Origin of the sequence: Acinetobacter sp. YH01022 (genome assembly GCF_013420235.1) — a bacterium.
Lineage (GTDB): Bacteria > Pseudomonadota > Gammaproteobacteria > Pseudomonadales > Moraxellaceae > Acinetobacter.
Window position 1 is genome coordinate 37,915 of sequence record NZ_VOYP01000014.1, and the last position, 20,799, is coordinate 58,713.

A 20,799-nucleotide genomic window follows, 5' to 3' on the forward strand; every position below is an offset into this window, starting at 1 on the left:
TTTCTCATCACTACTTTGCCCCAAAGTATTCTTTTTTGAAGATCAACCTTATTTCATATAAGTACTGCATTTTTTCTACTGTTGCATTTGCAACAAAGCAACTTTTTTACTGCTGAACATTAAACACATAAAAATATTATGTATTTTATATTATTGTTTTAATTATATTTTTAAAATGGCATGCATCTTGAAATAGACACTATTGAGAAAAATACACTTCATAGGATAGAACAATGTCTAAGCGTCAAATTAAACTCGGTGCCTTTATTCCCACAACATCGCAACATGCTGCCGGCTGGCGTCATCCTGAATCGCGTCCGCAAGATCATTTAAATATTGATTATGCAATTGAACTGGCACGAACAGCAGAAAAAGGCTTATTTGACGCCTATTTCCTTGCCGATGGTTTATCGGTCAGTTGGGGTAATGCAAAAGAAGGCCAACGCGGTTTAGGCGACAAAGCGGTCGGTTTTGAACCGGTGACCTTATTTGCAGCCCTTTCAGCAGTGACCCAAAATATCGGTTTTATTGCCACCGCATCGACCACTTATGAAGATCCCTACATTTTAGCGCGTAAATATGCCTCGCTGGATCATATTTCCAAAGGTCGGGCTGCCTGGAATGTCGTAACCACAGCTTCAGCTGATACCGCGCGTAACTTCGGACTGGAACAGCATCCTGATCCGAAAACACGCTATGAACGTGCCGACGAATTCATTGAAGTGACACAAAAACTCTGGGATTCCTGGGAGGATGATGCATTCCTTTACAATAAGGAAAGCGGCCAATTTTTTGATGTCAGCAAATTCCACGAACCCAAACATCAAGGAAAATACTTTAAAGTTGAGGGTGCCTTAAATGTCTCTCGTCCACCACAAGGTTACCCGGTGATTGTACAGGCAGGTCAGTCGGAAGATGGCCGTGAACTGGCAGGTAAATATGCCGAAGTGATTTTCACCGCGCAACAAAACCTGGCCGATGCACAGGAATTTTACCGCGATGTAAAAAGCCGTCTGTTGAAATATGGCCGTCATGCCGATGATTTAAAAATCATGCCGGGTGTATCCATTTTTGTTGCGAAAACTGAACAGGAAGCACAAGAAAAATACCAGTTATTAAACAGCCTGATTCATCCCAAAGTTGGCTTAAGTTTACTGTCAGGTTTATCCGGTGGAATTAACCTGGAGAAATATGACCTGGATGCCCCCTTCCCTAAACTTGAAGATGCCGATATTAATTTCTCCAGCCGCCAGCAAATGATGATTGATATTGCACGTAAGCACAATTTCAGCATTCGCCAGCTGTATGAATATATTGCCTCGGCACGTGGGCACTGGACGCTGGTGGGTACACCAGAACAAGTGGTCGATCAGCTACAGAACTGGTTTGAAAATGAAGCGGCGGATGGTTTTAACATTTTACCGCCGACTACCCCAGCTGGCTTAAATGACTTTGTTGAATTTATTGTGCCGGAACTGCAACGCCGTGGCCTGTTCCGTACTGCATATGAAGGCAAAACCTTACGTGAAAATTTAGGTTTGAAACGTCCTGAAAACCAGTATGTGCTGGCAGGTCAGCAAGTCAAAGCATCTTGATTGAAAAGCAATTGAATATCCCTCATTCGTGAGGGATTTTTTATCTCTGGCTGTTTTAAGCAGACATTAAAAAACCTACTTTACGCAGGCTTTTGGATAAAACAGGACATAGCATTACCAGGCAAATTGATAATCTGAAAACTTCGCTGCCAGTTTATTACGGTGTAACTGGTCTTTTAACGGATCGCTAAAATCCGTCAAAATGTCATTTTTAATATTGTGCAAACGTACATCTTCACGTTTACGCGGATGGGCAACTGGGACATCAACAATACGTTTAATCCGGCCCGGATGGGGTTGCATCACCACTACGCGATCACCTAAAAATACCGCCTCTTCGACATCATGGGTCACAATCACCATGGTGATTTTTTCTGCCTGCCAAATCCGCTGTAATTCGTCTTGCAGGTTCTGGCGAGTTAAGGCATCCAGTGCGCCAAAAGGCTCATCCAGAAATAAAATTTCCGGACGATTGACCAGACTGCGGGCAATCGCCACACGCTGGTTCATGCCGCCTGAAAGCTGGGATGGATAGGCATTGGCAAAACTGGTCAGATTGACCAATTGCAGATGTTCATCAATCAGTTTGTCTTCTTCAGCCCGTGTCAGCTTACTTTGATGCAGTGCAATACGCACATTTTCACGCACGCTTAACCACGGAAAAAGACGGTGGTCTTGAAACACGATCCCGCGCTGTAAACTGGTGCCAAAAATCTTTTTGCCATCCACCTGAATCTGGCCTTGATAGCTATTTTCCAGTCCTACCAATAAGCGTAACAGTGTGGATTTACCACAGCCACTGCTGCCGACAATACTGATGAACTCACCTGGCTGGATGTCTAAATTGATATCGTCCAGCACAGTTAAAGCGTCATTGTTTTGTGTCGGATAGGTTTTGCTGAGTTGCTGAATAGATACATGGCCGGTTGCTTGCTGTGTCATCTCTCAATTCTCCTGTAAAGCTTGAGGCACTCGCGAATTAAAGCTTCGCCAGGGACACTTCCGTCGATTTGATTAACACCACAACTTCAGAACCGACTTTAAGGTCTAGGTCTTTGACTGAACGGGTACTGATAATTGAAGTGAACAGACCGGCTTTGGTTTCCACATTTATTTCTGAAACAACGTCACCTTCTAATACTTCTTGAATAATGCCTTTAAACTGGTTACGTACATTTACTGAAGTAATTGCCATTTTAATTCTGCCTTTTGTTATTTAGAGATCTCTAATATAAAACAGATTATTGATTTGCTTTATCTTGATTTATCCTTTAGTTATCCCTATTTTTTTTATCTTTTAAAAAGATAAAGAATCCCAGCTTTAATTTATATCTGAAAGCGATAATCAAATACCGATATATTATTTATCATTCCATTTTAAATATTTCATGATGATTAACATTTTCAACAAGTATAAGAATCTCATGTCTATTTTAACCCACCCCAATGTACCCTCTGCCCTGAAGCATAAGCGTGCAACGGCGACGGTATTTGAAGATCCTTTATCACAGGCGCTGCTTGCCCGTATTGAACAGATTGCGCCAAGTGAAGCCAATGCGTTGATTATTGGTGATACCGGCACGGGTAAAGAACTGGTCGCCCGGCAGATTCATCAGCTCAGCCATCGCGCCAAAGGCCCGTTTGTGGCGGTGAACTGTGGCGCTTTCACCGAATCATTAGTCGAAAGTGAACTTTTTGGACACGAAAAAGGGGCTTTTACCGGTGCAATCCATACCCGTGTGGGCTGGTTTGAAGCAGCCCATAATGGCACTTTATTTTTAGATGAAATTGGCGATTTATCATTGTCGATGCAGGTCAAATTATTACGAATTTTACAGGAACGCGAAATCGTGCGTGTCGGTTCACTCAAGCCGATTCCAATCAATGTGCGCATCATTGCTGCGACCAATGTTGATCTGGAAAAAGCCGTGCAGGACGGACGTTTCAGGGAAGATTTATTTTATCGCCTGCATGTGGCTTTACTCAGAATTCCAAAGCTTGCAGAGCGTCGTGATGACATTCTTCCGCTGGCAAAACACTTTATTCAGGTCTACCAGACCGACCCGCATGCGACCCCATTGCGTCTCAGTCAACTGGCGCTCAAAAAACTGACTTTGCACCCTTGGCCCGGCAATATCCGCGAGCTGGAAAACACCATTCATCATGCCGTTTTAGTCAGTAAAAATGGGGTGGTTGAACCGGAAGATATTACTTTCTCCAGTATTCAATCGATTGCCCAAAAAACTGAACCTTTTAACTTTACTTCAACTACTTCAGTGAATGGAACAATTAAGGATCTTCAGGATGCAGGACAACTTTTGGAACAGACATTTCAGCGTATTTTTCAGTCTTCGGAACAGTTTAAACAGACCAATATCAATGAGCTGATTGAAGAAAAATTTATTCGCAGTGCCTATCAATACTGCCAGTACAACCAGGTACATACGGCTAAATTATTAGGCGTGACCCGTAATGTCATTCGTACCCGGTTAATTAAATATGGTTTATTATAAATATCCTCTCATTTATTTTATTATGCTTTTATTTTACTATTTAAATTTTAACCAGATAATAAAAAACCTCGATTTATCTATCGAGGTTTTTTTATTAGGCTTCTTTTATAAATTCCTTTTATTTCTCCCTATGGGAGAAATACAAAGAGGGTGTGAATAATTATGAAAGAAGTCTATTTTAATGATTTTTAATTCTTATTATTCGACTGGATTACGTTTCCAGGCCGTAAAGTATTTTTCCAGGCCAATCAAAATATAATTAAACGATAATCCAACTAAGGTAATCACTAAAATTCCCACGAACATTTGTGGAATTTCAAAACTGAACTGTGAATACATAATCAGATAACCCAGTCCGGCTTTGGCACCAAACATTTCTACTGCCACCAAAGCCAGGATCGAGATCGCACCGGCCAGACGGATACCGACAAATATGGTCGGGACAGAAGCGGGTAAAATCACTTTACGGAACAGTTGATAGGGTTTTAAACCCATAGTACGTGCAGATTTAATCAGTAGCGGATCGACCGTTTGTACACCGGTAATGGTATTTAAGAGAATTGGCCAGGTGCAGGCATAGACCAGCAAACTGATTTTAGAGGCTTCGCCAATGCCTAAAAATAAAATGAACAGCGGCATTAAGGCCAGCGCCGTGGTATTACGAAACAGTTCCAGTAATGGATTGAGGGTTTCTGCAACCAGTTTGTACCAGCCGATCACCAAACCCAGTGGAATGGCAATCGCTAAGGCCAGAGCAAAACCAATGATTGAACGCTGAATACTGGCAAAGAAATGCGTACCCAATTGACCACTTTGATAAAGCTGCCAGGCCGTTTCCAACACGGTGGATAATGGCGGTAAAAATGCCGGACTGACCACACCTGTTCGAGGTAAGGTTTCCCAAAGCAATAAAAATAATATGATAGCAATACTACGTTTAAAAATGGTGTTCAGCCAGCTTAGTTCCAGACGTGGTTTTGACGGGCTAAAGGCTTCGCTATGCGGAATCGCCTGTTGAGTCGATGACATGATGAATAATCCTCAATTTTATTTATGCGTGAGCAAGCTGTTTATCTTTCTCGAGTGCTTGTGCCTTAATCACTTCTTCGCTTAAAAGCGACCAGATTTGATGACGAATTTTGCCGTATTCAGCCGTTGAACGGATGTCCTCATCTTTGGCTTTCAGGCTAGCTGGAATGTCGATGACTTCCTTAATCCGTCCCGGTCTAGAGGTCATAATGGCCACGCGCTGGCTCAGGAAAATCGCTTCATCAATACTATGAGTAATGAAAACAATGGTTTTTTTCGAGCTTTGCCAGATTTTAATCAGTTCTTCTTGCAGGGTTTCACGGGTTTGTGCATCCAGTGCGGCAAAGGGTTCATCCATCAATAAAATTTCAGGTTCATAGGCGAGGCTGCGTGCAATCGCAACACGCTGTTTCATGCCGCCTGAAAGTTCATTCGGATAATGTTTTTCAAAACCGGACAGCCCGACCAGTTGCAGGTAATACAAAGCTTTTTCACGGCGAGTTTTTTTATCTACACCTTTGGCTTCCAGACCAAATTCAATATTTTCTAAAGCGGTCAGCCAGGGATACAGTGCATATTGCTGAAACACAATGCCACGATCCAGACCCGGTTGGGTAATCTGTTTGCCACTGAGTAAAATCTGCCCCGAAGAAGGTTTGGTCAGGCCGGCAATCAGGTCAAGTAAAGTCGATTTACCGCAGCCGCTAGGCCCCACGATGGAAACAAATTCACCTTGCTGAATATCTAGAGTGACATCTTCAACCGCCACGAATTCAGGTTTATAATTTTTGCTATTGGCATGATTTTGTGCGGGAAAAACCTTACGCACATGATCTAAATTTAAAGCACTGGTCATGGTTATATTCCTTTTTTAATCTTAATTTTTTTGTGCTGCATAAGGATTAAATTCATTGCTATACAACGTACTGACATTGAGCTGATGCGGTTTTAATTTCTGCTCTTGTACCAAAGCCTTGACCCAAGGTGCGAAGTCTTGGTCTTTTTGCACCCCACCCACTGCATGTACACCGGTTCCGGTATAAAATGGGATCAGGACTTTGGTTTCGTTGCGCTGACGTTTATCAATAATGCTTTCCATACGCGCAATAATTTGTTCTTTTGGTGTGTTGTGTAGCCACTCTTGTGCACGTGCCACACCATTGACAAAGGTTTTGGCCAGCTCCGGGTTTTGTTCAATAAAGTCGCGGCGCATTGAATAACTGCCGGCAGTAAATGGTCCATAAAGCTCAATATCTTTAAACACCGGACGGACACCTCCGCTTTTTAATGCGCGTTTTTCCAAAATGCCCGAGAACACAGCAATATCAATTTGCCCATTGCGTAAGGCTTGCTCGGCACTGATTGGCGGCAAGACAATCAGCTCCACCTCACGAATTTCTTTTTCGGTTAAACCATGACGCAGTAAATAATCTTTCACGATAAATTCATAATGTGCGCCAAAGGCATTTACCGCGACTTTTTTGCCAATAAAATCGCGTGCGCTACGAATCGGGCTATTTTCCAGTACATAGAAACCCACGTTCATTTCCGCATCACTGCCATAAGATGCAACAACCGGTACAACATCCAGACCTGCAGCAATCACTTTCACCACCGCCCCATTAAAGGCCGAGGCAAAGTCGACATCGCCTGCAACCAGCGTGAGCAGGTCTTGTGGACCACCCTGTACCGTGCCGACATAATCCAGTTTAATTTTGCCCAGGTAACCCAAGTCTTGTGCAAGTTCAGGCAAGGACACCAGACCGGGATAACTTTGGTAACGCAAATTCGTCACTGCTGCGGCAGGATTTTTTACCAACTGTTCTGTGCTACAGCCTGCAACGACACTTGCACCGATCACGGCAGCCAAGACCGCTTTTTGCCAAAATTTTGGGAGTATTTTCATTGTTATTTCTCCTAGCTACGCTGCTGCCAGCACAGGACTTTTCGTTCTATCCGCGCAAGAATGCTGTTTAAGATCACCCCGACAATACCAATGCTCAGCATGCCTAAAATAATCAGCGACACATTAAATTGCTCACGGCCACGGATGACCAGATTACCCAGCCCAACGCCATAATTTGCCAGTAAAAATTCTGAACCCACGGTTGCCAGCCAGGCAAAAATCAAACCCAGTTGCAGACCGACAAAAATCTGTGGACTGGCTGCCGGTAGAATGAGTTTGCGATAGGTGTAGTGTTTGGGAAATTGATAGACTCTTGCGACTTCGCTGTATTTCGCACTGATGCTGCTCACGCCTTCAAGACTATGCAGTGCCACGGGATAGAATACCGAAAGGCTGATAAACAGGATTTTTGCACCGTTGCCATAACCTAAAAAGGTCGAGATCAACGGCAACCATGCAAACAGTGACACCTGACGTAATACGTTAAAACCGGGTGCAAATAACCAGTTGATCCAGCGTGTAGTCCCTAAAGCCACACCAAAGGTCACGCCCAGACTTGCGCCAATTGCATAGCCGACAAAATTACGACTTAAGCTCGCCACAAAACCCTGCCAAAATTCGGCTTGGCTAAAGCTCTGGATTGCTCCGTTGAATACCGTCAAGGGTGATGGAATCAGTTTGGCATCCAGCCACTGTAAGGCTGAAGCCACGGTCCAGAGTGCAATAAAGGCGAGGGGTAAAATCAAGGCTTGCAGCACTTTAATACTTTTTTCCACAGCTGAATTTACACGGATGGCTGATTTTTCAAGACTGAGTTCTGACATGATTAACCCCCTACCCGTGTTGCATAAAAACGAGCAAGACGTTCAAAAGCAGCCAAACCACTGTCCAGAACAAAACCCGTGATGCCAATTAAAATAATGCCCATGAAAATAATATCCATCTGCATCAATTGACGTCCCCAGACCATGAGGAAGCCAATGCCTTCACTGCTTGCCAGTAATTCCACAAACACTAGAGCCAGCCACGCCTGCATCACGCCTTGGCGTAAACCGCTAATAATCGCAGGGAGGCTTGCCGGTAAAATCACCTTGGAAAAAGTCTGGAATTTAGAAAACTGGTAAACCAGTGCCACTTCAATTAAACGGTTTGGTACTTGCTGAATGCCTTTAAAGGTTGCGATCAGCACCGGTGAAACCACGGCTAATGAGATCGCGACAATCTTCAAGGCTTCATCAATACCCAAGAAAATCATCAGCAGTGGAATCCAGCCAATAATTGGAAACTGGGTCAGGAGCTGAATCGTTGGCAAGACAAAACGCTGCGCACGCTGTGATAATGCAAACCAGATCCCCAAACTTAAGCCTACGCTCACCCCTAAAGCCACGCTCCAGAAAATACGTTTGGCACTGGTGGCAAAGTGGAATTGCAAATCGCCAGACTGCCAAAGTTCAACAGTGGTCGTCCACACCAATTGTGGCGCTGGCAAAATTTGCTCTGGCAACCACTGCTGCACGCTTGCCACATGCCACACCGCCAAAAACAACACCGGTAGCAGCAGACCACAAGCCAATTGCAAGGTTACTTTCAGGTATTTCTTAAAAAATTCAAATGCACTACGGTAACTTTGCCACTGTACCGAATGTGTGCTTACATTCGTAAGGCTCATGATTCTTGTCCTTCTGCTGGTTGTTGTGAATCATCAGGCTTTAAAAAAGAGATAAATGCCTGATCACGAGAGATCAATAAAATCAGTCCGATAAAGGCCAGACCAATCGGGAAAAACAGGTTTTGTAAGCCTACACTGGCACCCAATGCAGCCCCTAAAAAGCCGCCAAACAAGCCACCGGCTGGGCCAACCAGCGCTACAATCGGTGAAATTTTTGCCATTGCGGTTTGTTCGCCCACCCTGGCAAATGCCATAAGGTTGGCAATGTGCAGCATGCCCAAACCAAGACCCAGCATCAGCGATGCCGGCCACATCCAGAATGTAATCGGCGTGATGGCTAAAATCAGTAAGGCACTGCCCATTAAGCTCAGTCCGATCCAGTAAAATTTCGGATAGCCAATCAGTTCGGCCCAACCGCCCAGGGTAAATAAGGAACCGACAAAAACCAGGCCTTGGGTCGTCAACAACATGACTGCCGCCGATTCAGCCATGGAGAAGCTTTGAATGGCGATGACGACAATGAAAAAACCAAAAAAGTTATTGGCCAGACTGCTTAAAAACTCTAAAGCGCAGACCATACGCAAGGCAGCATGGGCTTTCAGTAATGCCAGTGGGGCAACTACATCTCGCCATTGAAAATGCGGTGCATTGGCTGCAGCCTGATGTACTTGCTGAAAGCAAAACGGGGCAAAAAATAGCGTGGCCAGAAACATTAAGGCCACACAGTAAAAACTGCTGCTATAACCAAAGTGCTGAATCAGCAAGACGGTTAAAGCCGGGGCGATCAGGAAAAATCCCATCATGTGTGAACCCCTGAACCAGCCTGCTTTGGCTGGCCCAAGACGCTTTAAATTGCTCAGGAAAACGGTATTAATCGAGACAAAGCGCATCGGCAAGACAAAGCTCACCAAGGCTGTCAATGCCAGTAAATACCAGGCACTTTCCTGCAGTGGGGTGAGCGCATACAAAGCTGCACCCATCACACTACCCAGACTAAAAACTTTCAGTGAACCGAGACGCTGCACCATGACCCCAATCGGCAGCGCCATCAGCAGAATGCCTGCACTTTGCGCTGCTGCAATCAGTCCCAACTGAAGCTCTGTTGCTTCGAGCTGCACGGCGTACAATGAAATCAAAATACGGGCAACACCGACGCCTAAACCGGCAATAATGGTCAAAAGTACAAAACTGCCCATGAATTTTGCGCTCAGGGGGCTAAGGACAACATTGCTTTCAATCGGATTCATAACCACATTCCTGAATTATTTCGGCTGACCATTGGCATTAAATGCACGCCAATAGTTCTGTAAATTCAGTTCTTTCAAGGCATTGTTTAAGTACTTCGGCTCATACCAGGTTTTGGTATCGACATCGCGGCGGATGAGTTTTGCGTCTTTGGCAATTTTTAATGCGCTGTCAATTTGTGCACGATGAAACTCGTCCAGTAATGGCGAAGTACGGTCTTTCAAGTTCCAGCCATCCCAGGTTTTTTGGTAATCGACCAGTGGTATACCGCTTTGTGACCACAGCTTATACTGGGTGACACGGTTGGCTTCTTCCGAGCTCCACTTTGCCTGTTTGATCAGCGTGGTAACGACTCGCTGCGTCACTTCTGGATATTGTTTTTCAAAACTTTCAGTTACCCAGAAATGCGCCAGTGGGGCAACTTTTGGATCTTTAATTTCAATAAGCTTCTTGGCGACCCCACGTGAAACCAGACTAAAGGGTGAAGTAATCGCAGCATCAATATCCCCGGTGGCCAGTGCGGTACGCGCAGAGTAAGCGTCTTGTGAAATGACACGTAAGTCACGTTCAGTAAAGCCATATTTAGCCAGGACACGGTTAAAAACGATCTGTTGATTTGTCCCTTTAAAGATTGAAAACTTCTTGCCCTTTAAGTCTGCAAATGACTTGGCATTTGAACTCGCAGGCACTACTACATAGGTTGGGCCAAAGCGGCCAGTTGAAAATAGCACCTTGGTTTTAAGGCCCGTTGAACGACCCACCAATGACGGCAAGTCGCCATGTAAAGCAAAATCGACTTTACCGTTGGCTAAGGCTTCATTGGTGGCAGGTCCTGCACCCGGAAAGAATAACCATTTCACTGCAATGCCATCTTTCTTAAATTCCTGTTCCAACACACCACGTAAATGCGCTGAAGCAACAAAGCTCCCGCCTGTTTTTGGCTTACCGCCTTCACCGGCACCCGACATAGAAATGCGGATTTCTTTCGGGTTGGCGGCATGGATGTGTAAACTTAAACCGAATGCGGAGAGGGCTAGAAATGTTGCCGCAATTTTTTTAGAAAAAAGTTTCATTAAATCTGTTCCTTAACAATCAAAATTAAAAGGTGTACTGGAATTGCGCCTGCAATTCGTTAGTGTCTTTTTGGGTGGCAGTCTCAATGTCATAAATGTAGTGATTGAGCTGTAACTGGAATTTGGTGGTCTGGGCAAAAAACAGGTTGAGACCCAGTGAATGAATGTCATATTCACCTATACGGCCACTGGCACTATCGAGATAATCTTTCTGATTTTTATTCGGGTTATAGCTGTCGTAACGGTAGTAACCCTGAACTGATTTCGGCCAGAAATCATCAAACTTGGCATTGGATTTAATGCTGTTATAGAACTGGTCACCCAAGGTATAAAATGCAGTGACGGTATGGCCTTCTGCTTTGGCTTCTTTTATGGCTGGTACAGTCGTATCGATATAATTTGTCTTGCCCTGCAGATATTCATAGGTCACGCCAAAGGGTGCATGGTTGTAATACACGTCAAAACCAAGGCGATCACGTTTGGCTTTGTTGTCGCTAATGCCTGAGCCGGATAATTTTGCTTCGCCTTTAATATAGGACGCACCGAATTTCAGCTCGCGAAGCCAGCTGGCATAATCCACAGGTAAGGTAAATGCCACGCGACCAATATAATCTTTGCTATTGTTGTCATCGGTTTTATTACTGCCATTACCGTTGGTCACCCCAAGCGCGTATTCAAATAGTGGGGCACGATAGTTCGCACCATAGTCCACAAATGGCTTGACATCGCCACGCACAATCAAGCCATTTTGACGGGTAAATAAACCTAGATACGTGGGTGCGGTTGCAGTGCTGATAGTGGGGCGTAAATCTTCCGGAGATTGCACATCCAAGCCGAATGGCAAGAGTTGTTGACCCAAAGTCAGGTTCAGCTTGGGAACTTCTGCACCGCCATTGGTGGAAAATACGTGATAGCGCAGATAAGCATCCAGCAAGTTAAAGTTACTGTTGTTGCTGCCATCATTACGTTTTGAATAGCCGAATGAGGCTTGGTAATCGAGGTTTTTGCCTTCGTTATAATCTTTAAACAAGTTACCGCGCACGCCCAGCAATGCCGTACCCACATCAAAGCTCGATTTAGGCGTATTGGGCGCAGTGTTATTGTCCTGCACATTGGCACGCAGTTGCACCGTACCGAATAAAGTCGTATCGCGGGTCGACTTCACGGTTTGACGTTCATACTGACGAGACTGGTCATATTTATAGTTTTCGATATCGGCACGTAAACCTTCAATATCGTCGGATGTTGCAGGGGTCGCTTCAGCCGTTACGACTTCTTCGCCAGTTTCGCTGTCTTGAGCGGTCAGTTCTTCGCTGTTATCCGCATTCACAGTGGCTGGAACAACTGCTTTTTTTGTGGATGTCGAACTTTGCACTTCCACTGCATTTAAACGCTGTTGTAAAACTTCAATCTGCTTTTTGAGTCCCTCCAATTGCTTGTTGAGAGTGGCATCCTGGGCAAAACTAAAACTCGATGTCGTCGTCAGAATAAATCCAATCGCAACAGTTAAACTCGTCTTTCTCATTGTTACATTCACTTCATCTATTGTTTTAAATACAAAATTTCCCCTACCCCATGCCAAAGGCATGAGGTTGTTTCAATTTTCCAAATAGTTAGGTTTAAGCGGCCTGATTGTTTTTCAGTTTGTGTTCAACTTGCGTTCCCTTGAAGAAATCAGGATTATTCTCGGTATAGAATTGGTATGGATTGGTGAATACCAGGGCCTTGAAGTCTTCTGCCGTAATCGCGCCTTCTTGAACCAGATCCCAAGTTTCTGCCAACGGCTCAGTTAATTCAGGCACATCCCAATGGCCTGAATCTGATGAATAGAGCGCATTAATTTTCTGACCAAATGGATTACCTTTAGGATTCAATGCACCGACAATCGTGCGATCGTCTGCTTCATTGCCAAAATAGAAGTTCGGTACCCAGCGATCCCAAATGTCTTGTTTGTTTTGTATTTTGGCCAAGGCAAAATCATTTATTTCAGCTGGATTTTGCGTCTGGAAACGTGAAGTTGAAGCCACGCCAAATAAACTCTCGATAATCTCAGCTTCATTCAGTTCACGACCCTGGTACAAGGTATGTCCATATTGACGATAGAGCTCTAGCGCCAATTCACGGTTTAGCCGCTCAGGGTTGTACTGTTGCACATGTTCATTACCGCGTTTTTCAAAACGGTCAACCAGATGAGTTAACACATTTTGTCCCCAGGCAGCCCCTGCTTCCAAAAGTGCAATACGAAGCTGTGGAATACGTTCAGTGACACCGCCAAAAAACAAGGCTTTGGCCAATGCTTCAGAGGCATCGGCAAAATGGTTAATGTGGTTAAACATATAATTGCTTGGTGAATTACGTGCCACCCAGCTTTGACTGCCCGAGTGCGTCGACAGGTTAATCCCCAAATCCACACTCTTTTGCCAGAACGGGTCGTAGTCATATTCACTGTCAATACCGAAGAAATCTAACCAGTAAGCATAACGACGCAGGTCTGTATCTTCAGGATATTTCTCTGCAACAGCCTGAATTGGACGACGTACTGCACCCGGAATCAGGGCAGCTTTTAATCCCAACTTTTGTGCAAACTCGAGTTCCTCAATCCCTTCTTGCGGCGTATTCAGCGGAATCGCAGCCACTGGCGTCAGACGGTCGGCATAAGGCTTATAGATGTCGGCATGGAAATGGTTAATTGCACGGGTTAAGGACAGACGCAGGTCATCATTGGATGAATTAATTGGAAATAAAGACAGATTCGGATAGAGCACAGCATAGTCCGTACCGAGTTCTTCCAGACGCTCATACAATAAGCCCGGTAAGGCAACCGTTGCCAAGTCATAAGTATTTTCTGAAGGGAGTGCCCAAAATGGCGGACGGAATAGACGACGGTTTTTACGTTCTTCCGGGCTGGCGTTGTACCACTCTGCCGCTAATGCGTTTAAACCATTACTTTTTAAATGGCTACGAAATACATCGACCACACGTGAACCCCCATACTGCGCAATATAATCCTCCAGAGCCGGACTATAGGCATTGGTATGGATATCCGTATCAATCACCGGATAATCAAGTTGAGAACGTACTTGAGCAGCACGCGATTGTTTTGCCTTTAAATCTTTTAAAATTGTCATGAGATTTACCTAATTTCTTATCATTACACCTCCCTGTTATTACAACAAGCATGCCAACATTTTAAGTTATTGTTTTAATTAAATTTATTACAATTATCCCAACCAGAAATGTTGGTTTTAACGCGATATGTGTGTTGATATTCCAACACTTGCTTATTTAAATTCAGCTGGTTTTTTTATTTTTATTTCTTATTTTTAGATATCAAATTATTTCTGAGTCTCTCCTATCACTTTAATTGACGGGTTAAAACTTAAAAAAGCATACTTTGGAGAGGATTTGAAAAGCTGCATTTCAGCACATAAAAAAACCCGCAATTTGCGGGTTTTTTAAAAGCCGTATTTTTAAGCCGATTTTTTGTTTTTATTGCTTAACTTGGTGGCAAATGCTGTGACACGCTGATAACCGGTCGGCAAAATACGCTGGATTAAATCCAGGGTTTTGGCGTCGTTGCCAATCAGCAGACGGCGCTTGTCTTTTTGCACTGCTTCCAAAATTTGGCGGGCTGCTTCTTCAGGCGGACAACGTAATAATTTATTAAAAGACCTGGCTGATTTTTCCGGATGCATGCCTAAAGACCGGATACTGTCATTCATTTTTGCTGCATTGGCAATATTGGTCCGAATACCGCCAGGATGTACACACAGCGCGCTAACACCGCAGTTTTCAATATCCAGTTCCTGCCGCAAGGATTCGGTAAAACCACGCACAGCAAACTTGGTCGCGTTATAGGCAGACTGGGTCGGCTGTGCGGTTAGGCCAAACAGGCTGGAAATATTGATGATATGCCCTTCACCCGATTGTTTGATTAAAGGCAAGAACTCTTTGGTGCCATACACCACGCCCCAGAAATTAATATTCACAATCCATTCCAGTTCTTCGTAACTCGCCCCTTCCACGGTTGAGCCCAATGCCACACCGGCATTGTTAAAAATCATGTTGACGGAACCATGATCCTGAACAGTTTCAGCAGCCCACGCGCGCACTTCTTCCAGTTTGGCCACATTGACTTTTTTTATCGTCACACGGACATGACTGTCTTTGACCAGTTCAACTGTTTTCGCCAAACCCTGTTCATTGACATCACTTAAAGACAAATGGCAGCCTTGCTTGGCCAAAAGTACGGCCAATTGCTGCCCAATACCCGACCCTGCACCAGTAATGGCTGCGACTTTATTTTTAAAATTTTTCATGAGCTATCCTTATTCAGCTTGCTGCCTCATCCATCTAAACATTTCGATTGTTTTTCTGTCTGGAAGATTGCAGTTCATCCATCCAATATAATTTTGACAATAACAATTGTCAATATAATATATGGTCTATTCCTCCCTGTACTGGAAAAGCTGCTGCTTTGTTTTAAACATAGGTTTAAAGATAAATTATTGTTAATATAAGGCAAAACCTCGATTTCATTCGGCACACCACATCTATGACTGAACAGCACAAAAATTTCGAAGAAAATCAAAATAAACCGGCAAAAACCAAAGAACGTCAATTTAAAGGGATGTCTTTAAGCGAACGTAAACAGGCACGTCGAGAAAAACTGATTGAAGCCGGAATTGAAGCCTATGGTACACATGGTTTTTTTGCAGTCACAGTCAAAGATATTTGTACGGAAGCCAAACTGACTGAACGCTATTTCTATGAATCCTTTAAGAAAAGTGATGAACTGTTTCAGACCATCTTTTTAAAGCTGATTGATCAGTTACAGCACAATGTCACGCAGGCGATTATGCAGGCCTCGACCGATCCGCGGAAAATGATCGAAGCCGGTTTAACCGCCCTGCTCACCACCTTGAAAGACAATCCGGGTATGGCACGGATTATTTATATTGATGCCATGCTGGTTCAGGAGCTGCATAACCAGGCCACCATCCATGAAACCATGTCACGTTTTGACCGTATGATTCATGCCTTTGTGATGCTGATGATGCCGAACATTAACCGCTCTGAACGTGAAATTTCGATGATTTCGACCGGTTTAAATGGCTATGTCACGCAAATCGCCATCCGCTGGGTGGTCAGTGGTTTCAAGCTCTCCATAGAGGATGTACTGTCTTCTTGCAGTATCGTTTTTTTATCACTGCTTGAGACTTTTTCGAAAAAAGAAAAAATATGATTCCGGCACAGCCCTGGTCACCAAACTATCAAAAAATACTCAACACCTTGAATTTAATATATTTATCTAACTGATTTATTTTAAATTCTTGATTGTATCTTATTTTAAATTGTGACAATTTTTTTGCTAAATTCAGTCGAACTACCTATTCTGCAATGATACTGTCATAATTAATCTTTGTAATAAGCCTGTCATAAATATAAAACGGTCCACCGTTTACGTGAAATAGGGTATTGCGCTGTGAAAGATGACTATATATTAATCGTCGATGATGAGCTCCCGATCCGGGAAATGATCCATACCTCGCTGGATATGGCGGGCTTCCAATGCCTACAGGCTGAAGATGCCAAACAGGCCCATCAAATGATTGTGGATCAACGCCCTGTGCTTATTCTACTCGACTGGATGTTACCGGGTGGTGTCAGCGGTGTAGATCTGTGCCGCCGTCTGAAACGCGATGAAACCCTATCAGAAATTCCCGTGATCATGCTCACTGCCCGCGCTGAAGAAGACCATAAAGTACAAGGTCTGGATGCCGGTGCAGATGACTATATGACCAAACCGTTTTCCACCCGTGAACTGGTTTCCCGCATTAAGGCCGTGTTACGCCGTGCCAATGCCCTAAACGGTGAAAAAACTATTGATGCTAATGGTCTGGTACTCGACCCTGTCAGCCAGCGGGTCAGTCATGGTCATAATATTTTAGAAATGGGACCCACAGAATACCGTTTATTGGCCTTTTTTATGACGCATCCGGAACGTGCCTATACCCGTGCTCAATTGCTGGATCAGGTCTGGGGTGGTAACGTATATATTGAAGATCGTACCATTGACGTACATATCCGTCGTTTGCGTAAAGTGCTGGAACCGTTTGGTGCAGACCGTTATGTACAAACGGTTCGTGGTACAGGTTACCGTTTTTCTACCCGCGCAGATGTCGCTTTAGGTTAGTCGTCATTTAGGTCAACTATATTTTATGTATGAACCCTACCCCGTCCCGGAACTTGCGCGAGAACATAAACAGTTTCGTTACAGCAGTTTATGGACTTTTGCCAAGCAAGATTTACGTCTGCTGGCCTTTTTATTGCTGATCGCAGGTTTAATCGGTTTAGGGATTGGGTATTTCTGGATTTTTATTCTCATCGCCCTTACGGTGTTTTTTGCCTTGCAATTGCGTTCACTGTATCTGGTCAATGAATGGATTTCCAACCGTCCTTATGATGTGCCACCCAGTTTAAATGGCATCTGGGGAGCCTTGCTGTTTAATGTCTATCGTTCGCAGCGTCAGGAGCGTATTGTTCAGGCAGAAATGGTCGGCCTGATTGATCGGGCGCAATCTTCACTGGTGGCGCTGGCTGAAGCGGTGGTACTGATTGATGATCTGCACCAGATTGAATGGTGGAATCCGGCCGCAGAAAAACTCCTGGGTATTCAACCGCTAGATCGCGGTCGCAATATTTTAACCATTCTGCGCCAGCCCAGTTTTATTGAATATTTTAACCATATTGACGAAGCACCCGATGGCCTGAAAATGAAATCTTCGGCCTTTGAAGACCATTATGTACAAGTCAAAATGACCCGCTTTGGTGGGGAAAGCCGCTTACTGGTGGCTTATGACGTGACCCGCATGCATAATCTGGAACAGATGCGCACAGACTTTGTCGACAATATTTCCCATGAATTACGTACCCCGCTTACCGTACTCAGCGGTTATATTGAAACCTTTACCGATCAGGAAGATTTAAACCCGCGCTGGAAACGTGCCTTCGACCAGATGCAGGCGCAAACCAAGCGCATGAATGCCTTGGTGAATGATCTATTACTATTGTCGCGTTTAGAAAATGATAAAAAAATCGCGAAAAACCAGATTATTGAAATGCCAAGTCTGATGAACCAGCTGTTTGATGATGCACAAGCCTATAATGTCGACTATCACCATGCGCTCAATCTCAACATTGACAGCCATTGTGACCTGATCGGTTCCGAGACCGAGCTAGCCAGTGCCTTTAGCAACCTGATTACCAATGCCATTAAGTACACCCCTAAAGGTGGAACGATTACCATGGGCTGGCATGATGATGGTGAACACGGCATCTTTACCGTTCAAGATACCGGCATCGGGATTGACCCCAAACATTTGCCACGTTTAACCGAACGTTTCTATCGTGTGGATAGTGCGCGTAGCCGTCAAACCGGTGGCACTGGCTTAGGTCTGGCCATTGTGAAACATGTGTTGATGCAACACGGCGCGCATCTGGAAATTGAATCCAAAGAGAATGAAGGCTCGACTTTTAAAGTCATTTTCCCTAAAGAACGCCTGTACAAACTCTGCTAGACCGGCCTGTTTTAACCCTGATCTAAAACAGGCCACCTACCTGTTTTAAGTCAGGCTTTGTTCCTTGAACCTGGCTCTCTGAAAAGCAGGCCGTTCCTCAAGACGTTTCAGATATTTGGTTATATTGGGATATGAACCGGATGTTCTGGATTGAATGGCATCGAGTGGAAACCACATCTGAATATCGGCAAAAGAAAATGATCCGGCAAAATATTCATGCATGGATAAATAATCTTCCAGATAAGCAATATGCTCTTTTAAACGCGGATGAATAAATCCCGCCTTCACGCCGGAAGTAATTTTATGTGCCACTGGCTTAATCAGCCAGGGTACACGTTTCGGTACATTGTTCATCACCAGTTGTATCAGCAATAACGGCATTAAGGAGCCTTCGGCATAGTGCATCCAGTAGCGGTATTGTTGCTGGTCTTTTTTGGCCTTCGGCTTAAATTTCTGCGCTGTATCATAACTTTCTTGCAAATGCTGCAAAATCACTGCCGATTCGACAATCGTCTGGTCCTCATCAGTCAAGATCGGTGCTTTAGCCAAAGGATGAACCAGTTTTAATTCAGGCGGTGCAGCAAATGTTGGTAAACGTTTATAAAACTTGACCTGATAATCTTGAGCCAGCTCTTCTAAAGCCCATAAAATTCGAAAAGAACGCGATTGATCTAAATGGTGCAGTGTAATCATTATTTTTTGACCTCTATTTTTATATTTTGATCATGACCGATCGGCTGGAAAAATGACATTCTGCTTTGCACACAATGTCATGGCTATTGGATCATGGATTTAAAGCAGAACCGTGTTAATGTCCAGACTGCGTAACAGCGTCTTGGTGACTGGTGTTTTACTGCTAATGTCTAAAATTTTTTGTTTCAGTTCATCCGATAATGGCTGAGCAAAGGACAAACGACGTTCAATCCACTCTTTACCTTCTTTATTGCTATTAAAATCAGCTTCTACTGAAAATTGACCGAGCTCCAGACCTTTGTGACTGGCATACATGCGCAGCGTAATCATGGTACAGGAAACCAGACCGGAACAAATAAAATCATAAGGTGCAGGACCCCGATCTTGCCCGCCCAATGATTCAGGTTTATCCGTCATAAACTGGTGTTTGCCACTTTTCACTTCGCCTGACCAAGGTTCATCCAGGCTCTGTACTTCTGCATTTGCAATAATTTCCATATTCCAACTTCCTGAATTTTATTGTTATTTTGAGGCTCGCATTTTATTGGGGAATGCAGGTGCTTCCAGGCGAGGTCCCGGATAGTCAGGAATGGTGCCAAAACGGTTATCCTGATTCATCCAGTCGTCACGGGCTTGGCACAGCTCTTCCTGAGTCCGCCCGACAAAGTTCCACCACAGTAATATTGGTGACTCGAAAGGTTCGCCACCCAATAGCAGTACTCGACTGCCTTTATGTAACTGGATTTCAATTTCCGTCATGCCTGGTTCCAGCACGACCATGTTGTCCTCTGTCAGCTCATGACCGTTGACTTCAGCAGCCCCCTCCAGCGCCATAAAGCCATATTCAAATTCCGGATTCAGTTGAATTCGGGTGGTGGTGGATTCCTGTGCAGTTAAATCCACACCCAGCAATTCGCTATGCACCGCAACTGGGGACCGAGTTTGCAAGAACTCCCCCACCAGTACGGTAAATTCAACCTGATCTTTTTCCACCACCGGCAGTTCCGGATAATGATCAAAACGCGGTGCCATATTAATCTTGTCATCCGGCAAGGCAATCCAGAGCTGCGCAGCGTGCATATGGGTTTCGGTTTCCGGTGCCACTTCAGTATGGGAAATGCCATATCCTGCGGTCATTAAATTGACCTGTTTGGGGCGAATCAGTTGCTTTGTACCCAAGCTGTCGGTATGCATCATGGTGCCTTCAATCATCCAGGTAAAAGTCTGCAAGCCAATATGTGGATGTGGTCCGACATCCAGACCATCACCTTGGGGAAAAGTCACGGGACCAGCATGATCCAGAAAGCACCATGCCCCAATTAAACGCTTATGGCGACTGGGCAAGGCGCGCTTAATCACAGTGCCCTGTCCAATTTCCGCACTACGCAAAGGAAACTCCTGGATAAACCGGTTTACGTATTTTTCACAATCGTCCGAATTGGAAAGCTCTGTATAGCTGCTATTGGTCATATGACTATCCTGAATTTCATGAACGC

The 20,799-nt window shown here is 44.4% G+C and carries 20 protein-coding genes; 5 read left to right on the plus strand and 15 right to left on the minus strand.

Features of this window, described 5'->3' with window-relative positions:
• Positions 1-233 precede the first annotated feature (233 nt).
• Positions 234-1,595, plus strand: a complete 1,362-nt coding sequence (locus FTT87_RS06935; protein ID WP_180174590.1) for an LLM class flavin-dependent oxidoreductase — start codon at positions 234-236, stop codon at positions 1,593-1,595.
• Between the two features lie 114 nt (positions 1,596-1,709).
• Here the strand turns inward: FTT87_RS06935 and FTT87_RS06940 are convergent, their stop codons facing one another.
• Both FTT87_RS06940 and FTT87_RS06945 read right to left on the minus strand, forming a co-directional pair.
• Positions 1,710-2,537, minus strand: a complete 828-nt coding sequence (locus FTT87_RS06940; RefSeq protein WP_086196657.1) for an ABC transporter ATP-binding protein — start codon at positions 2,535-2,537, stop codon at positions 1,710-1,712.
• A gap of 37 nt (positions 2,538-2,574) precedes the next feature.
• Positions 2,575-2,790 carry a molybdopterin-binding protein gene (locus FTT87_RS06945; RefSeq protein ID WP_086176493.1) on the minus strand — a complete coding sequence of 72 codons (216 nt, stop codon included), beginning with the start codon at positions 2,788-2,790 and terminating at the stop codon, positions 2,575-2,577.
• Between the two features lie 229 nt (positions 2,791-3,019).
• Here FTT87_RS06945 and FTT87_RS06950 point away from each other — a divergent pair, with 229 nt between their 5' ends.
• The gene (locus tag FTT87_RS06950; RefSeq protein ID WP_180174591.1) at positions 3,020-4,108 is read left to right on the plus strand and encodes a sigma-54-dependent Fis family transcriptional regulator; all 1,089 of its coding nucleotides are present in this window, start codon (positions 3,020-3,022) and stop codon (positions 4,106-4,108) included.
• A gap of 198 nt (positions 4,109-4,306) precedes the next feature.
• On the opposite strand, the gene FTT87_RS06955 is transcribed toward FTT87_RS06950, so the two are convergent.
• The 10 genes from FTT87_RS06955 to FTT87_RS07000 all read right to left on the minus strand — a co-directional run bounded on the left by FTT87_RS06955 (position 4,307) and on the right by FTT87_RS07000 (position 15,349).
• A complete protein-coding gene (locus FTT87_RS06955; protein WP_086196659.1) occupies positions 4,307-5,137 on the minus strand; it encodes an ABC transporter permease in 831 nt (276 codons plus the stop codon).
• Positions 5,138-5,159: 22 nt separating this feature from the next.
• The gene (locus FTT87_RS06960) at positions 5,160-5,993 is read right to left on the minus strand and encodes an ABC transporter ATP-binding protein (protein ID WP_086196660.1); all 834 of its coding nucleotides are present in this window, start codon (positions 5,991-5,993) and stop codon (positions 5,160-5,162) included.
• A gap of 21 nt (positions 5,994-6,014) precedes the next feature.
• The gene (locus tag FTT87_RS06965) at positions 6,015-7,043 is read right to left on the minus strand and encodes an ABC transporter substrate-binding protein (RefSeq protein ID WP_180080943.1); all 1,029 of its coding nucleotides are present in this window, start codon (positions 7,041-7,043) and stop codon (positions 6,015-6,017) included.
• An 11-nt stretch (positions 7,044-7,054) separates the two neighbouring features.
• Positions 7,055-7,867, minus strand: a complete 813-nt coding sequence (locus FTT87_RS06970) for an ABC transporter permease (protein WP_180174592.1) — start codon at positions 7,865-7,867, stop codon at positions 7,055-7,057.
• Between the two features lie 2 nt (positions 7,868-7,869).
• Positions 7,870-8,715, minus strand: coding sequence for an ABC transporter permease (locus FTT87_RS06975; RefSeq protein WP_373423502.1), 846 nt, complete (start codon positions 8,713-8,715; stop codon positions 7,870-7,872).
• Positions 8,709-9,959: an MFS transporter gene (locus FTT87_RS06980; protein WP_180174594.1), complete on the minus strand. Its 1,251-nt coding sequence runs from the start codon at positions 9,957-9,959 to the stop codon at positions 8,709-8,711. Before FTT87_RS06980 ends, FTT87_RS06975 begins: the two co-directional genes overlap by 7 nt.
• A 15-nt stretch (positions 9,960-9,974) precedes the next feature.
• Positions 9,975-11,030, minus strand: coding sequence for an ABC transporter substrate-binding protein (locus tag FTT87_RS06985; protein WP_180080951.1), 1,056 nt, complete (start codon positions 11,028-11,030; stop codon positions 9,975-9,977).
• A gap of 25 nt (positions 11,031-11,055) precedes the next feature.
• Positions 11,056-12,555, minus strand: a complete 1,500-nt coding sequence (locus FTT87_RS06990; protein WP_180080953.1) for a carbohydrate porin — start codon at positions 12,553-12,555, stop codon at positions 11,056-11,058.
• Between the two features lie 94 nt (positions 12,556-12,649).
• Positions 12,650-14,158, minus strand: coding sequence for an amidohydrolase family protein (locus tag FTT87_RS06995; RefSeq protein ID WP_180080955.1), 1,509 nt, complete (start codon positions 14,156-14,158; stop codon positions 12,650-12,652).
• Between the two features lie 342 nt (positions 14,159-14,500).
• The gene (locus FTT87_RS07000) at positions 14,501-15,349 is read right to left on the minus strand and encodes an SDR family oxidoreductase (protein ID WP_180080957.1); all 849 of its coding nucleotides are present in this window, start codon (positions 15,347-15,349) and stop codon (positions 14,501-14,503) included.
• Positions 15,350-15,585: 236 nt separating this feature from the next.
• Between FTT87_RS07000 and FTT87_RS07005 the strand changes: the two genes are divergently transcribed.
• The 3 genes from FTT87_RS07005 (at position 15,586) to phoR (ending at position 18,610) form a co-directional block, all read left to right on the plus strand.
• Positions 15,586-16,275, plus strand: coding sequence for a TetR/AcrR family transcriptional regulator (locus FTT87_RS07005; protein ID WP_180080959.1), 690 nt, complete (start codon positions 15,586-15,588; stop codon positions 16,273-16,275).
• Positions 16,276-16,515: 240 nt separating this feature from the next.
• Complete coding sequence (gene phoB, locus FTT87_RS07010) at positions 16,516-17,226, plus strand: phosphate regulon transcriptional regulator PhoB (RefSeq protein WP_180080961.1); 711 nt, start codon at positions 16,516-16,518, stop codon at positions 17,224-17,226.
• Between the two features lie 25 nt (positions 17,227-17,251).
• Positions 17,252-18,610 carry a phosphate regulon sensor histidine kinase PhoR gene (phoR, locus tag FTT87_RS07015; protein WP_086196671.1) on the plus strand — a complete coding sequence of 453 codons (1,359 nt, stop codon included), beginning with the start codon at positions 17,252-17,254 and terminating at the stop codon, positions 18,608-18,610.
• A 45-nt stretch (positions 18,611-18,655) separates the two neighbouring features.
• On the opposite strand, the gene FTT87_RS07020 is transcribed toward phoR, so the two are convergent.
• The 3 genes from FTT87_RS07020 to FTT87_RS07030 form a co-directional block, all read right to left on the minus strand.
• Positions 18,656-19,303, minus strand: coding sequence for a glutathione S-transferase (locus FTT87_RS07020; protein WP_180174595.1), 648 nt, complete (start codon positions 19,301-19,303; stop codon positions 18,656-18,658).
• Positions 19,304-19,402: 99 nt separating this feature from the next.
• Positions 19,403-19,801 carry an OsmC family protein gene (locus FTT87_RS07025; RefSeq protein ID WP_086196673.1) on the minus strand — a complete coding sequence of 133 codons (399 nt, stop codon included), beginning with the start codon at positions 19,799-19,801 and terminating at the stop codon, positions 19,403-19,405.
• 24 nt (positions 19,802-19,825) lie between these two features.
• Positions 19,826-20,773, minus strand: a complete 948-nt coding sequence (locus FTT87_RS07030) for a pirin family protein (protein WP_180174596.1) — start codon at positions 20,771-20,773, stop codon at positions 19,826-19,828.
• Positions 20,774-20,799 lie beyond the last annotated feature (26 nt).